This is a genomic window from Thermaerobacter nagasakiensis, from assembly GCF_055396825.1.
This window is the reverse complement of the sequence record NZ_AP043740.1, coordinates 728458-742592: the sequence shown is the minus strand read 5'-3', so window position 1 is coordinate 742592 and position 14135 is coordinate 728458. Positions and strand designations below refer to the sequence as shown.

13 protein-coding genes are annotated in these 14135 nt (G+C 74.4%); all 13 read right to left on the bottom strand.

Features of this window, described 5'->3' with window-relative positions; genetic code table 11:
* Positions 1–116: 116 nt before the first annotated feature.
* Positions 117–1169, bottom strand: a complete 1053-nt coding sequence (locus tag ACZ5T9_RS03285; RefSeq protein WP_464833830.1) for a hypothetical protein — start codon at positions 1167–1169, stop codon at positions 117–119.
* A 114-nt stretch (positions 1170–1283) separates the two neighbouring features.
* The gene (floA, locus tag ACZ5T9_RS03280; protein WP_006902962.1) at positions 1284–2285 is read right to left on the bottom strand and encodes a flotillin-like protein FloA; all 1002 of its coding nucleotides are present in this window, start codon (positions 2283–2285) and stop codon (positions 1284–1286) included.
* 234 nt (positions 2286–2519) lie between these two features.
* Positions 2520–4016: an NfeD family protein gene (locus tag ACZ5T9_RS03275; RefSeq protein WP_464833828.1), complete on the bottom strand. Its 1497-nt coding sequence runs from the start codon at positions 4014–4016 to the stop codon at positions 2520–2522.
* A gap of 112 nt (positions 4017–4128) precedes the next feature.
* Positions 4129–4587 (bottom strand): GatB/YqeY domain-containing protein, encoded by a 459-nt coding sequence (locus tag ACZ5T9_RS03270; RefSeq protein ID WP_464833827.1) that lies wholly within the window; start codon positions 4585–4587, stop codon positions 4129–4131.
* 173 nt (positions 4588–4760) lie between these two features.
* Positions 4761–4940 (bottom strand): 30S ribosomal protein S21, encoded by a 180-nt coding sequence (gene rpsU / locus ACZ5T9_RS03265; RefSeq protein ID WP_006902959.1) that lies wholly within the window; start codon positions 4938–4940, stop codon positions 4761–4763.
* Positions 4941–4998: 58 nt separating this feature from the next.
* Entirely contained in the window at positions 4999–5343 is a 345-nt protein-coding gene (locus ACZ5T9_RS03260; RefSeq protein WP_006902958.1) for a histidine triad nucleotide-binding protein, read from the bottom strand.
* Between the two features lie 126 nt (positions 5344–5469).
* A complete protein-coding gene (locus tag ACZ5T9_RS03255) occupies positions 5470–6750 on the bottom strand; it encodes a D-alanine--D-alanine ligase family protein (RefSeq protein WP_006902957.1) in 1281 nt (426 codons plus the stop codon).
* A gap of 257 nt (positions 6751–7007) precedes the next feature.
* Positions 7008–7766: an RsmE family RNA methyltransferase gene (locus ACZ5T9_RS03250; RefSeq protein ID WP_006902956.1), complete on the bottom strand. Its 759-nt coding sequence runs from the start codon at positions 7764–7766 to the stop codon at positions 7008–7010.
* 25 nt (positions 7767–7791) lie between these two features.
* Positions 7792–8856: a 50S ribosomal protein L11 methyltransferase gene (locus tag ACZ5T9_RS03245; protein ID WP_464833824.1), complete on the bottom strand. Its 1065-nt coding sequence runs from the start codon at positions 8854–8856 to the stop codon at positions 7792–7794.
* A 24-nt stretch (positions 8857–8880) separates the two neighbouring features.
* Positions 8881–10059, bottom strand: a complete 1179-nt coding sequence (dnaJ, locus tag ACZ5T9_RS03240; RefSeq protein WP_464833823.1) for a molecular chaperone DnaJ — start codon at positions 10057–10059, stop codon at positions 8881–8883.
* 143 nt (positions 10060–10202) lie between these two features.
* On the bottom strand, positions 10203–12149 hold the full coding sequence (gene dnaK, locus ACZ5T9_RS03235; RefSeq protein ID WP_464833822.1) for a molecular chaperone DnaK: 1947 nt from the start codon (positions 12147–12149) through the stop codon (positions 10203–10205).
* Positions 12150–12201: 52 nt separating this feature from the next.
* The gene (grpE, locus tag ACZ5T9_RS03230; RefSeq protein ID WP_464833820.1) at positions 12202–12885 is read right to left on the bottom strand and encodes a nucleotide exchange factor GrpE; all 684 of its coding nucleotides are present in this window, start codon (positions 12883–12885) and stop codon (positions 12202–12204) included.
* A 109-nt stretch (positions 12886–12994) separates the two neighbouring features.
* Positions 12995–14017, bottom strand: a complete 1023-nt coding sequence (gene hrcA / locus ACZ5T9_RS03225) for a heat-inducible transcriptional repressor HrcA (protein WP_464833818.1) — start codon at positions 14015–14017, stop codon at positions 12995–12997.
* Positions 14018–14135 lie beyond the last annotated feature (118 nt).

Genomic DNA, 14135 nt, shown 5'->3' with positions numbered 1-14135 from the left:
CGCACCGGGGTCGGGGGCCTTGCCGGCGGCCACCGGCTCTCCCCGGGCAACGCGGCAGGGGCCGCGGCGTCACCGCGGCCCCTGCCGGACCTGAGTCGTTCGCGGAAGTTCGGGCGTCACCGCTTGCGGCGAAGAGGGGGTTCCGGCGTCCACGGGCGCAGGGCGCGGGGCCGGCCCAGCACCTCCGTCCAGATCCAGGCGGTGCGCAAGGCTTCCCGGCGGGCCGCCGGCGCCATCAGGGCGACCGCGGCCGCCGGCGGCAGGGGTCCCTGCCGGCCGGAAGCGGCCGGGCCCGGCGCGGCACCCCCATCCCCCGTGGCGGCGGCCGCCGGACCGCCCGGAGCGGCCGAGGTCCCGGTGCCGGCCCGGATGGCCGGCCGGGCGGCCGTCGCGTGCCTTCCGGCAGGCCCCTCCCGGGTGAGCCGGCCCTCGCGGCCCGGCCCGCCCTCCCGGCCAGGGCTTCCCTCTCCGCCGGGAAGGCCCTCCCCGCCGGGGCCGCCCTCGCCGCCCCAGAGGCCCTCACCGCCGGGCACCCCCTCCCGGCCGGCCCGTCCTTCGCCACCCGCCCGCCCTGGACCTCTGCCGCCGGTGCCCGCCCGGCCGGTTGCCGGCCGGTGTTCCGGCGCCGCCTCGCCCCCCTCCGGGCGGCTGCGGGCCGGCGGCCGGACTCGCCCGGGTTCGTCCCGGGGCAGCGCGATGTCGGTCTCCCGGAGCAGATCTTCCAGCTGGGACAGGAGGTCACCCCAGAGGTCGCCCCAGGGGCCCCGCCGGGGACCGGTCCGGGGCCCTTGGGCCGGCACCTGCGGGCGGCCGGCCCGCGGTGGCGGGGCCCCTGCTGCAGCGGGGGGACGGTGCCCCGGAGGCCCACCGTCCGGGCCGTCCCCTCGGCCCCGGGCAGCCGGGAATCCTGGGGTTTCCGCCCGGCCCGGCTCCCCCAGCCCGCGGGGCCGCGCCGGCTGCGGCCCGGGCGGCGCCAGGTCTCTCCCGGGCTCCTGGTGCGCCGGGGGCTCCCGCCGTCCGGCCGCGGGGCGGTCCGGTGCCGGCCCGGTCCCTTGACCCGGCCGTTTCCGGTAAAAGTCGGCCAGACCCCGGGCCACGCTGGCCAGGACCGCGAGCAGGATGGCCAGATTGATTCCCGATTCCAGCAGCCACTCCAACCAGCCGTTCACCACCGCCCACCTCCCGGCGCCCGAACCCGGAGGAACCGGCGCGGCGTCGCGCCCTGCCGGAAGCGGCAGCCCCGGACGCCAAAAAGGCCGCCGGCGCCCGGGCAGCCGCCCGGCTCACGTATCCTGCCGCGGCGGCACCCCTTCGTCCTGGCCCGGACCGCCCGCCAGGGAGGCGCGCATCTCGGTATCGGCCTGGAGGTTGCGCAGGTTGTAGTAGTCGAACACGCCCAGGCGGCCCTGCCGGAAGGCCTCGGCAATGGCCAGGGGAATCTGGGCCTCGGCCTCGACCACCTTGGCCCGCATTTCCTGGACCCTGGCCCGCATCTCCTGCTCCGCGGCCACCGCCATGGCGCGGCGTTCCTCCGCCTTGGCCTGGGCGATGTTCTTGTCGGCCTCCGCCCGGTCCATCTGCAGCTGGGCGCCGATGTTGCGGCCCACGTCCACGTCGGCGATGTCGATGGACAGGATCTCGAAGGCCGTGCCTGCGTCCAGCCCCTTGTTGAGCACCACCCGGGAGATGGAATCCGGGTTCTCCAGCACCGCCTTGTGATCTTCCGCGGAGCCCACGGTGGTGACGATGCCCTCTCCCACCCGGGCGATGATGGTCTCCTCGCCGGCGCCGCCCACCAGCCGGTCGATGTTGGCCCTCACGGTGACCCGGGCCTTGACCCGCAGCTCGATGCCGTCCTTGGCCACGGCGGCCACCACGGGCGTCTCCACCACCCGCGGGTTGACGCTGACCTGCACCGCCTGCAGCACGTCACGCCCGGCCAGGTCGATGGCCGCGGCTCGCTCGAAGGTCAGCGGGATCTCCGCCCGCTGGGCGGCGATCAGGGCGTCGACCACCCGGTCCACGTTGCCGCCGGCCAGATAGTGGGCCTCCAGCTTGTCCAGGCTGACGTCGATGCCGGCCTTGTCCGCCTTGATCAGCGGGTTGATGATCCGGTGGGGTGGAACGCGGCGCAGCCGCATTCCGATCAGGGTGATGATGGGCACCCGCACCCCTGCCGCCAGGGCCGAGATCCAGAGCCCTACGGGAATGAAGCTGAACAGGACCGTCAGGCCCACCAGGATGAGGCCGATGCTCACCAGAAGAACCGGCCAGGAAAGATCCATGGTCGTCCCCTCCCCTTGCCTCGCCCTTGCCGCCGCCCGGCGGCTGGGTTCCTCGCACCGGCGGCCGTGGCCGCCGGTCTCCCGCCCTCACCGGCTGCCCGCTGCCGCTGGCCAGGCCCCCGGCCGGGGGCCGGCCCTAGGCGACGGCCCGGGTACCGGCGCAAAAGCTGCTTGCCCCGGGGCGCCCTGCCCGCCGCCAGAGCCTGCAGCGGCACCGCCCGGGATCGCGGCACCCTAGTCCCCATGGGACGCCTCTCCGGCCTCCGAGCCGGCAGCGGTGCTGCCACCGGAACCGGCGACGGGACCGGAACCGCCCGCGGCGCCAGGGGCCGCCTCCCCGGACCCCCCCTCCCCGGAACCCCCCGGACCGGTGTCGGGTCCGGCCGCCCGCACCACCACCCGGCGCCCTTCCACCCGGATCACCTCCACCCGCGTCCCGGCGGCCAGGTACTCCCCTTCCGTCACCACATCCACGCGCCGCCCGGCGATGGCCGCCGTCCCCGCCGGTCGCAGCGGGGTGAGGGCCGTTCCGGCCATCCCCACCAGCGCCGCGTCTTCCGCCGTGGCGCGAAAGCCTTCGGCCTCCCCCAGCCGGGTGGGCAGGGCCAGCCGCCGCCAGAGGCCCCTGCGGCCGGCCACCCGCGCCAGGACGACCAGCACCCCGGTGGTCACGGCAAGGCCGAGCAAAAGGGATTGCAACCCCCGCACGGGGTCCCCGGTCACCAGCACGATGGCCGCGCCCATGGCCAGCAGGCCGGCCACCCCAAACACGCCGAAGCCCGGCACCAGCAGCTCCACCGCCAGCAGCAGCACGCCCACGAGGAAGAGCAGGAGGACCTCCCACCCGGCAATGCCGGCCAGCAGGTGGCCGCCGAAGAAAAGGGCCAGGCTCAACAGGCCCACGATGCCGGGGAAGCCGAAACCGGGGACGTAGAACTCGGCCACCAGGCCCGCCATGCCGAGGGAGAGCAGGATCGGCGCCACCACGGGGTCGGTGACGAACCGGGCCACCCGCTCGGCCGCGGTGGGGACCAGTTCGTCCACGGGCAGGCCGCCCCACCCTGCAGCCTCCAGGGCGGCCTGGCGGCTTGCCGCCAATCCCTCGATGAAGCCGATCTCCCGCGCCCGCTCGCCGGTGAGGGTGAGGATGTGGCCACGCTCCACCAGGCCGGGGACGGCCACGTCCTTGTCCACCATGGCGGCGGCCACCTGGGGATCGCGGCCGCGGCTGCGGGCGGCGGCTTCGAATTCGGCGCGGACGTAGGAGACGGTCTTCTCGTCGGCGGGACGCGGCTCGGCGGCGCCCAGAGTGGCGTCGGGCGCCATGTAGAGGGAGGGAGCGGCGATGGCGATCAGCGCTCCGGCGGAGATGGCGCGGTCGGGAACCCAGGCGGCCACGGGCACCCCGGCCGCGGCGGCGGCGTTCACGGCACCGCGGATCTCGGTGGCCCCGTCCACCCGGCCGCCGAAGGTGCTGATCTCAAGCAGGACCGCCGCCCCGCTGCGGCGGGCTTGTTCCAGCCCCCGGCGGACAAAGCGGGCCAGGCCGGGTTCGATGTTGCCGCGCACGGGGATGACCAGCACCCGCTGGGGCGGGCCGCTGGCGGGCGGCGCCTGCTGGGCTGCCGCTGGCGAGCCGCCGCCCAGCCCGTGGGCCGCCAGGGCGGCCAGCAGGGCCAGCAGGCCGGCCACCCGCAAGAGGACCGTCCGGAACCGGTTCGGGTTCACCACCTGAGCCTGCCTCCCCCGGGCTCCCCCATGCGGTGCGACCGGCCGCGCCCTGCCGGCCCGGCGGGTGCCTGCCGGCGGGTCTGGGGCGTGGCGACCGGCACACCGCACCCAGCTAGTTCATCCGGCTCAGCAGCTCCCGCACGATCCGGCTGGCGTCGCTGCCCTCGGCCCGGCCGCGGATGCGGGGCATCAGCTGACCCATGACCTTACCCATGTCCTGCGGCCCCCGGGCGCCCACCTGGGCGATGACCTCTTCCGCCAGCAGGGCGAGCTCGGCCTCGGTCAGCGGCTCGGGCAGGTAGGACGCCAGGACCTGGATCTCTTCCTCCATCTGCTCGACCAGGTCCTGCCGGCCGGCCCGGCGGTACTCCTCCAGGGCCTCCTGGCGCTGGCGCTTCTCCCGCGCCAGGACCTGCAGCACCTCGTCATCGCTGAGGGGATGTCCCCGCTCGATCTCCTCGTTCTTGATGGCAGCCCGGGCCATGCGAATGACCGAGAGGCGGGTCTTGCCCGCCTCCCGCGCCTTCATGGCCTCCTTCATGTCCTGTTCCAGGCGCTCCTTCAGGGACATGGGAAGACCTCCCCCGCCGTCCCGCCGCCCCGGGTGCCCGCCCCGGGCTCCTCGCCGCGGCGTCGCCTCCCGAGGAACCGCCGGTCTTGCACCGGTCTTGGAAGACCCGACCGTCACGGCGCGATCGGGCCGTCACGGAGATCCCGGGCGGAGCCTCCGGGCGCTGGGCGGCCCTAGCGGCTCCGCCGGCGGCGGCGGGCGGCATCGCTCTTCTTCTTCCTGCGGACGCTGGGCTTGTCGTAGTGCTCGCGCCGGCGCACCTCGCCGAGAATGCCGGCCTTGCGCAAAGCCTGGCGGAACCGGCGCAGGGCGTCGTCCAGGGTTTCGTTTTCCCGGCGCTTGATCTCGGCCACCCCGGATCCCTCCTTCCCAGCCACGACCTCCGGCCACCGGGGTGGCCGCAGGGAGCCATCAGCCGGGTGGCCACTGCAAGGTGCGACCGCCCAGCACGTGGTAGTGCACGTGGAAGACGGTCTGCAGGGCATCGCGCCCGGTGTTCACCACCACCCGGTACCCGCTCTCGGCCACGCCCACCCGGCGGGCCACCTCGGGGATCACCCGCTGCAGGTGCCCGAGCACGGGGACGTCGTCGTCCCCCGCCTCGTTCAGGGAGGCGATGTGCCGCTTGGGGATCACCAGGACGTGTTGCGGCGCCTGGGGGTTGATGTCCCGGAAGGCGAGGACGTGCTCGTCTTCGTAGACCTTGTCGGCGGGCAACTGCCCCTCGACGATCCGGCAGAACAGGCAATCCGCCACGGGCTTCACCTCCCTGTCCTTGCTCCCGCCGGCGGGATCAAAGCCAGTTTCGCCACACGGGGGCCCGGGTCCTTCAGCTGCCTGGCGGAGCCTCCCGGGCGCCCCCTGCCCCTCTCGCGGGGCACCTCATTCCCCGTCTCCATAGGTTGTCCGGAGGCGGGCTCGTTCACCATGCCGCTCCAGCGCCAGTTCGATGAGGCGGGTGATCAGGTCGCGATAGGGAAGGCCCGCCGCCTCCCACAGCTTGGGGTACATGCTCAGGACGGTGAAGCCGGGAATGGTGTTGATCTCGTTGACCAGCAGCCGTCCCGTGGCCCGCTCGAGGAAGAAGTCCACCCGGGCCAGGCCGGCGGCGTCGATGGCCTGGAAGGCCGCGATGGCCAGCCGCTGCATCTCCTCCACCACCCGGGGCGGAAGCGGGGCCGGTACGATGAGCTCCGATCCGCCCTCGGTGTACTTGGCCCGGTAGGTGTAGAACGCGTCCCGGGGCCGGATCTCGCCCGGCACCGAGGCCACGGGGTCGTCGTTGCCCAGCACGCTGATCTCCAGTTCCCGGGCGTCGACGCCCCGCTCGACCACCACCTTGCGGTCGTAGGCGAAGGCCTCGGCCAGGCCGGCCTCCAGGGCGACCCGGTCGGGACAGCGGGTGATGCCTACGCTGGACCCCAGGTTGGCGGGCTTGGTGAAGCAGGGGTAGCCCAGGGACTGCTCGATGGCGTCCAGCACCGCCGCCGGCTCCCGCCGCCACCGGGCGGCCGTTACCACCAGGAAAGGCACCACGGGCAGGCCCCGAGCCCGGAAAAGCTCCTTCATGACCGCCTTGTCCATGCCGACGGCCGAGGCCATGACGCCGGCCCCCACGTAGGGGATGCCGGCCAGCTCCAGAAGCCCCTGGACGGTGCCGTCTTCGCCGAAGGTGCCGTGCAGCACGGGGAAGACCACGTCCAGCGGCTCGAGCCGGCGCCCCTGCACGGGCGCCCCGTCCTCCCCGGCCCCTCCGGCTGCCGACGAACCGGCTCCGCCGCCGGCCTCCAGCAGCAGCAGGCGGGAGCCCTGCGGGCCGGGCACCACAGCCAGGGGGATGCCGTCGCCGGGTTCGACCCCCCGCCCTGCCTTCAGCAGGCCCGGCGCATCGTGGGGCAGGATCCAGAGCCCCTCCCGGGTGATCCCGATGGGCACGGGCTCGAACCGCCGCCGGTCCATGGCCTCGAAGACGGACCGGGCCGACATCAGGGAGACCTCGTGCTCCCCCGACCGGCCGCCGAACAGGATGCCCACCCGCAGCCGGCGCGGCCCGGGTGCGGCCCCCGGGCCCGCCGCGGCCGGTCCGGTGGTCCTTCCGCCGTCCTGGCGACGCGGGGCCGGTGCGGGCCCGCCGCCCTGGGGGGCCGCCGCGTGTTCTTGCATGATTTCCCCGCCTTTCCGCAGCCTGCCGCGGCCGCACGGTGTCCGGCAGAGGCGCCTCCGGCCGGAAGGCTTCCGGGCGGCACCAACGGTACGGGGCCAGCCGGGCACCGCGGCCTGTCGCCGGCCCTGCGGCTTCTCGCCCGATGGTATCGATTCAATGGTATCTATGCAGCAAAGGGCCGGCCATCGCCTGCCGGGGTCCCACCCTGGAGACCGTCGCGGCCTTCGCCGACCCGTCCCTCGGCGGCCCGGCGGGCCTAACCCAGATCACCCAGCACGTGCAGCACCAGGCCGGCCACCAGGACCCCCGCCGTCTCGGTGCGCAGGATGCGGGGCCCCAGGGTGACCACCCGGGCGCCGGCCCGCCGGGCGGCCTCGACCTCCCCGGCGTCCCAACCGCCCTCCGGCCCCACCAGGATCAGCACCCGCCGGCCGGCGGCCGGGCGTCCCCAGGCAGCGGCGGCGGCCTCGAGCTCCTCCCGCAGGCCCCGGGCCTCCTCTTCCTCCCAGGGCATGAGGATCAGGTCCCATGCCTCCCCCCGGGAGAGCAGCCCGTCCAGAGAACAGGGCGGTTCGACCTGCGGCACGGCGGAGCGCTGGGACTGGCGGGCCGCTTCCCGGGCGATGCGCTGCCAGCGCTGGACCCGCTGGGCGGCGCCTGCCTCCCCGGGGCGGCTCACCGAGCGGGCGGCCAGGACGGGCACGAAGCGGGCGACCCCCACCTCCGTGCCGTGCCGGATCACCTCTTCCATTTTGGGTCCCTTGGGCAGGCCCTGTCCCAGGGTGACGGCGACGGGCGGCTCGCTGGAGGGCAGCTCTTCCCGGGCCTCCAGCTGGGGCGGGGAGCCCGGCGCCAGCCGGCCCAGCCACCGCCGGCCGGCGGGCGTGACGGCCACCACGGGATCGCCGGGACGGCGGCGCAGGACGCGCAGCAGGTGGTGGGCGTCGTCGGCAGCCAGAGGCGCCGCGGCGCCAGGGGCCAGCTCGCGGTCGACAAAGACGTGGGGGACGAACATGCCCTTTCCTTCCGCCTTCCCGCTCCTACTGCGCCCCGGAGGGCGAACCGGCCGGCGTCCCGGCAATCTTTTCTGGCGCCGTGGCGCCGGGCCGCCGCAGCCGCCAGGCCTCCCAGCCCTCGGCCCGGCGCCGCTCCTCCAGCTGCCAGCCGCGGTCGTGGCAGCGTTCTTCCAGGGCGGCCGTGCCGGCCGCGCCCTCCAGCAGCCCCGAAAGGATGATGGTGCCGCCCGGCCGGGTCAGGGCGTCCAGGTCGGCCACCATTCCGGACAGCACCTCGGCGGTGATGTTGGCCACGGTCAAGGCGGCGGGCAGGTGCCCGGCCCACCCGGCGGGTGGCGCCTGGCGAAGGCCCGCCGGCGTCGCGCAAGCCAGGCCGATCCGCTCCGCGACCCCGTTGGCCGCGGCGTTCTCCCGGGCCACCCGCACGGCCACCGGATCGATGTCGATGGCCAGCACCCGGGGGGCACCCAGCCGGGCGGCGGCGATGGCCAGGATGCCCGACCCCGTGCCCACGTCCAGCACGGTACCCCCGAGGGAGGCGGGCTCCGGGCCTGCGACCGGCGCGCCGGCACCACCCGCGCCGTGGGGCGGGGCCGCCGGACCGGCGGGGGCTTCCGAGCTCCCCTCTCCCCCCGGCGGTACCAGCACCTCCTCCAAAAGCTCCAGGGCCAGGCGGGTGGAGGCATGCTGCCCCGTGCCAAAGGCCATCCCCGGATCCAGCACCAGGGGCAGCCGGGGACCCGGGTCCACCTGATCCCGCAGCCAGCCGGGGACCACCAGGAGGTGCCGGCCCACGGGCAAGGGCTTGAAGTAGGCCTTCCAGGCCTCCGCCCATTCGGCCTCGTCCCGGGCCCGCACCGCCGGCGCCCAGGGACCGACGGCCGGGAAGACCTGCCGCACCCGCCGCCACCGCTCCCCCAGCTGCCGGTACCGCTCCTCGAAGCCCTCCTCGGGCAGGTAGGCCCGCAGGCGCACGGCACCGTCGCGATCCTCCCAGACCAGGCCGGAGCCCGCGATCTCCACCAGGGCAGCGGCGGCGGCCTCGGCCGCCTGGGCGGGTACGTCGATCACCATCTCCAGCCAGCGCACCGGCACCCCCCCGTCCGGTCCTGCCTACAGGTTGAAGGCGTCCCGCATGCGCTGGAACAGGCCGCGTTCGTCCGATACGGTCTCGCCCCGCAGCCGGGCCAGTTCCAGCAAGAGCTCCCGCTCCCGGTCGGAAAGCCGCCGGGGGATCTCCACCCGCACCCGGACCAGCTGGTCGCCCCGGCCGCTCCCCCTCAGCCGCGGCATGCCCTTGCCCTTGAGCCGGATCACCTCGCCGGGCTGGGTGCCCGGCGGCACCAGCAGCTCCTCCTCGCCGTCCAGGGTGGGGACCCGCAGCCGGGCGCCCAGGGCGGCCTGCGCCATGCCGACGGCCACCTCGGCCACGATGTCGTCGCCCTCCCGCCGAAAGACGGGATGGGGCTTGATGCGGATGCGCACGTACAGGTCGCCCGGCGGGCCGCCGCGGCGCCCGGGCTGCCCCTGGCCCCGCAGGCGCAGGCGCATGCCGTCGTCGACCCCGGCCGGGATGTCGATCTCCAGGGTGCGGCGCTGGGGCACCTCGCCCCGGCCGCCGCAGGCCCGGCACGCCGCCGCCGCCAGCCGCCCCGCCCCCCCGCAGCGCGGGCAGGTCTGGACGGTGACGAACTGGCCGAAGGGCGTGGTCCGGGCCGTACGCACCTGCCCGCTGCCGCCGCACTGGGGGCAGCTCACCAGCCGGCCGCCCTCGGCGCCCGTACCGCGGCAGGCTGCGCATTCCTCCGGCCGCTCGACCCGGATCTCCCGGCGGCCGCCGCGGGCGGCCTCTTCCAGGGTGAGTTCCAGCTCCATCTCCAGGTCGGCACCCCGCGCGGGGCCGCCCCGCCGCGCCGACCGCCCGCCGCCGAAGACCGCGTCAAACAGGTCGCCGAGGCCGAAGTTGCCGAAGCCGTCAAAGTCGCCGAAGCCGCCGAAGGGACCGAAGCCGCCGCCCGGGCCGCCGGCGGTGCCGAAGCCGCCGGCGCCGCCCGGCCAGCCGCCGGCCGCCGGCCCCTCGGCGGTACCGAAGCGGTCGTAGGCGGCTCGCTTCTCGGGGTCGCCCAGGACCTGGTACGCCTCGTTGATCTCCTTGAACCGGCGCTCTGCCTCGGGGTCGCCGGGGTTGGCGTCCGGGTGGTAGCGGCGGGCCAGCCGCCGGTAGGCCTTTTTGATCTCTTCCTGGGAGGCGTCCCGGGACACGCCCAGGATCGCGTAGTAGTCCTTTGCCACGCCGCACCTCCTCCCTCACCGGGCAGGCGCCCGGGCCGGTGCCCCGGCCGGCCGGGCGGCCGAACCGCCCCTACCCCAGCCCGGCCCCCGGCCGGCTCCATGGTCCGGGGCGAGAACCGGCTGCAGCGACCCCCGGCGGCTGCTCAGTCGCCACCGGTACCGGTCCGCTCGTCGTCCCTGGACCGGAAGCCCGTGTCGTACACGTCGCCCACCGCGCCGGTGCCACCGGCCGCCTGTCCGGGCGAGCCGCCCCCGTCGTTGCCGGCCGTGGCGCCGCTGCCGGCCGCGGCCGCCTGCTGCTCGTAGATGCGCCGGCCCACCTCCAGCACCGCCTCGGAGAGCTCCTCCGCCCGGCGCCGGATGGTGCTGAGGTCGTCGCCCTGGGCGACCTCTTCCAGCGCCTTGATGCGCTCTTCGATGCGCTGCTTGAGGGCCTCGTCCAGCTTGCCCTCGTTCTCCTTGAGGGTCTTCCGCGCCTGGTAGATCAGGCTGTCCGCCTGGTTGCGGGCCTCGATCAGCTCCTTGCGCCGGCGGTCTTCCTCGGCGTGCTGCTCGGCCTCCTTGATCATCCGCTGGATCTCTTCCTCGGACAGCCCACCCTGGGACTTGATGGTGATCTTCTGCTCGCGCCCGGTGCCCAGGTCCTTGGCGCGCACGTGGACGATGCCGTTGACGTCGATGTCGAAGGTGACCTCGATCTGCGGCACGCCCCGGGGCGCCGGCGGAATCCCGTCCAGGATGAACCGGCCCAGGGTCTTGTTGTCGCGGGCCAGCGGGCGCTCGCCCTGGACCACGTGGATCTCCACCTGGGTCTGCCCGTCGGCGGCGGTGGAGAAGATCTTGGACTTGGACGTGGGGATGGCCGTGTTGCGCGGGATCATGGGCTCCACCACGCCGCCCAGGACCTCCACGCCCAGGGTCAGGGGCGTGACGTCGACCAGCACCAGGTCCTTGACCTCGCCGGCCAGCACCCCCGCCTGGATGGCGGCCCCCATGGCCACCACCTCATCGGGGTTGACCCCCTTGTGGGGCTCCTTCCCGAAGAACTCCCGGATGGCCCGCTGCACCGCGGGGATGCGGGTGGAGCCGCCCACCAGGATGATCTTGTCGATGTCCCCGGGCTTCAGGCCGGCGTCCTCCAGGGCCCGGCGCGTCGGCCCCATGGTGGCCTCCACCAGGTCGGCCGTCAGCTCCTCGAACTTGGCCCGGGTCAGGGTCATGTCCAGGTGCTTGGGGCCGCTGGCGTCGGCGGTGATGAAGGGCAGGTTGATGTTGGTGCTCAGGGTCGACGACAGCTCGATCTTGGCCTTCTCCGCCGCCTCCTTGAGCCGCTGCAGCGCCATGCGGTCCTGGCGCAGGTCGATGCCGTGCTCCTTCTTGAACTCCTCGGCCAGCCAGTCGATGATCCGCTGGTCGAAGTCGTCCCCGCCCAGGTGGTTGTTGCCGCTGGTGGCCCGGACCTCGAAGACGCCGTCCCCCAGTTCCAGGATGGACACGTCGAAGGTGCCGCCGCCCAGGTCGAAGACCAGGATCTTCTGGTCTTCTTCCTTGTCCAGGCCGTAGGCCAGGGCGGCCGCCGTGGGCTCGTTGATGATGCGCAGCACCTCGAGGCCGGCGATGCGGCCGGCGTTCTTGGTCGCCTGGCGCTGGGCGTCGTTGAAGTAGGCCGGAACGGTGATCACCGCCTGGGTGACCGGCTCGCCCAGGTAGGCCTCGGCGTCCTGCTTGAGCTTGCGCAGGATCATGGCCGAGATCTCCTCGGGGGAGTAGAGCTTGCCGTCCACCTCCACCCGGGCGTCCCCGTTGGGCCCTTCCACCACCTTGTACGGCACCCGCCCGGCCTCGTCCCGCACCTCGGCGAAGCGCCGCCCCATGAAGCGCTTGATGGAGAAGATGGTCCGCTCGGGGTTGGTGACGGCCTGCCGCTTGGCCACCTGGCCCACCAGCAGCTCGCCGCCCTTGGACCAGCCCACCACGGAAGGAGTCAGGCGGCTCCCCTCGGCGTTGGTGATCACCGTGGGCTCGCCGCCCTCCAGCACCGCCACCACGGAGTTGGTGGTGCCCAGGTCGATGCCCACCACCTTGCCCATGTCGCGTCGCCTCCTCCAGCACTCAACCTGCGGCCGGTGCGCCGGCTCCGGTTCATCCGGACGAACCGGCCGTCCCCTCGCCCGGGGCGGCCTCCGGCGGCGCCACGGCCACCTTCACCATGGCCGGGCGCAGCGTTCGTCCCCGGTACAGGTAGCCCTTCTGGAACACTTCGATGACGGTCCCGTCGGGATGCTCGGCCGTTTCCTCCCGCGCCACCGCCTCGTGCCGGTAGGGGTCGAAGGGCTGCCCCTGGGCCGCGATGGGTTCCACCCCGGCCTGGCGCAGCACCTCGAGGAACTGCCGGTGGACCATGGCCACCCCCTGCACCACCGGGTGGTCGTCCTGGCCGGCGGCCGCCAGGGCCCGCTCCAGGTTGTCGACCACCGGCAGCAGCGCGCGGGCCAGCTCGGCCTCCGCCTCCTGCCGCCACCGGGACTGCTCTTCCATCATGCGCCGGCGGTAGTTGGTGAAATCGGCCTGCAGCCGGCGCAGCTGATCCAGGGTCTCCTGGGCCTGCCGCCGGGCCGCCTCGGCCTCCGCCCGGGCGGCAGCGGCCTCGGCCCGCGCCGCCTCGGCTTCCGCCCGGGCCTGATCCAGCTGGCGCCGCGCATCGGCCAGGGCCGCCTGGGCCGCACCCAGGTCCCCCGCCGGTTCGTCCCCGGAGCCGGGGCCGGATTCACCGGACCCTTCCGGCACCGCGCCCCCTGGAGTATTCGTCACCGCCTCACCCGTCACGATGGGCCCTGCCTCCTTCCCAGCGCCCCGCACCCGTCCCGGCTCCCGGACAAAAAAGCCCCGCCACCGGCTGGCAGGGACAAGCTTTCCCGTCCGGCGGCGGGCCCGGTCACCGAACCGACCGCTCGAGGGCTTCGGTCAGCAGCTGGGCCAGCAGCTCCATCAAGCTGGTGATCCGGGGGTAGTGCATCCGCTTGGGGCCGAGCACGGCAATGCGACCGGCCACCTCGCCACCAAGACGGTACGTGGCGCTGACCACGCTGCAGTCGTACAGATCGGGGTGCGGGTTCTCGTGTCCGATGGTGATGACCAGCTCGTCGTTCCCCTGCCGGCCCAGCAGGTCCCGAACCAGCTCCTGCCGCTCCACCAGACCCAGCACGGCCTGGGCCCGCTCCAGGTCCTGGAACTCCGGCTGGCGGAACAGGCGGCGCGTGCCCATGACGAAGACCGGGTGGTCGTCGTCCGAGGCCGAAGGCCGCAAGGCCTCCAGCGCCACCTCCAGCAGCGCCCCGCAGGCCGCCAGCTCGTCGTAGAGCTCGCGCAGCACCGTGTGCCCCACCCGGTCCAGGGTCAGGCCGGCCAGGCGCCGGGTCAGGGCCGCCGAGATGCGCTGCAGGTCCGCCTCGCTGGCGGGTTCGGGCAGCTCCACCAGCCGCTGCTGGACCAGCCCCTCGTCGGTCACCAGGACCAGCACCGCGCGCCGCTCGCTGAGGGGGAGCACCTGCAGGTGCCGGAAGGTCACGGGCTCCACCCGCGGAGCCTCGACCAGAGCCAGGCAGTCCGTGGCCTCGCTGAGGACCTGGGCCGTCTGCCGCAGCAGGCGGCCCACCTGGTCGACCCGCTCGGCGTAAAGCCGGCGCAGGCGTTCGACCAGTTCCGGCGGCGGGACCACGGCCTCCATCAGCATGTCGACGAAGAAGCGGTACCCGCGGTCCGACGGGATGCGCCCGGCCGAGGTGTGGGGTTGCTCGAGGAAACCCATCTCCTCCAGATCCGCCATCTCGTTGCGGATGGTGGCCGGGCTCACCCCCAGCCCGTACTTGCGGGCCAGGGTCCGGGAGCCCACGGGTTCCGCCGTGTCGACGTAGTCTTCCACCACCGCTTTGAGGACCTGCTGCTTGCGCCGGTCCATGGTGATTCCCCCCTCGGCTCCGGACCCCGCTTCCCCACCGGGAACCTGCACCTGCCGCACGCCGGCGGCCCCGGGACCCTTCCAGCCCGGGGCTTGCCGGGGCCAAAAGGCCGGCAGG

Bases quoted from the DNA above. Each gene is read 5' to 3' on its own strand.
- floA (WP_006902962.1), bottom strand. From the start codon at position 2,285: ATGGATCTTTCCTGGCCGGTTCTTCTGGTGAGCATCGGCCTCATCCTG.
- ACZ5T9_RS03270 (WP_464833827.1), bottom strand. From the start codon at position 4,587: ATGTCCCTGAAGGAGCGCCTGGAACAGGACATGAAGGAGGCCATGAAG.
- ACZ5T9_RS03255 (WP_006902957.1), bottom strand. From the start codon at position 6,750: ATGCAAGAACACGCGGCGGCCCCCCAGGGCGGCGGGCCCGCACCGGCC.
- ACZ5T9_RS03250 (WP_006902956.1), bottom strand. From the start codon at position 7,766: ATGTTCGTCCCCCACGTCTTTGTCGACCGCGAGCTGGCCCCTGGCGCC.
- dnaK (WP_464833822.1), bottom strand. From the start codon at position 12,149: ATGGGCAAGGTGGTGGGCATCGACCTGGGCACCACCAACTCCGTGGTG.
- hrcA (WP_464833818.1), bottom strand. From the start codon at position 14,017: ATGGACCGGCGCAAGCAGCAGGTCCTCAAAGCGGTGGTGGAAGACTAC.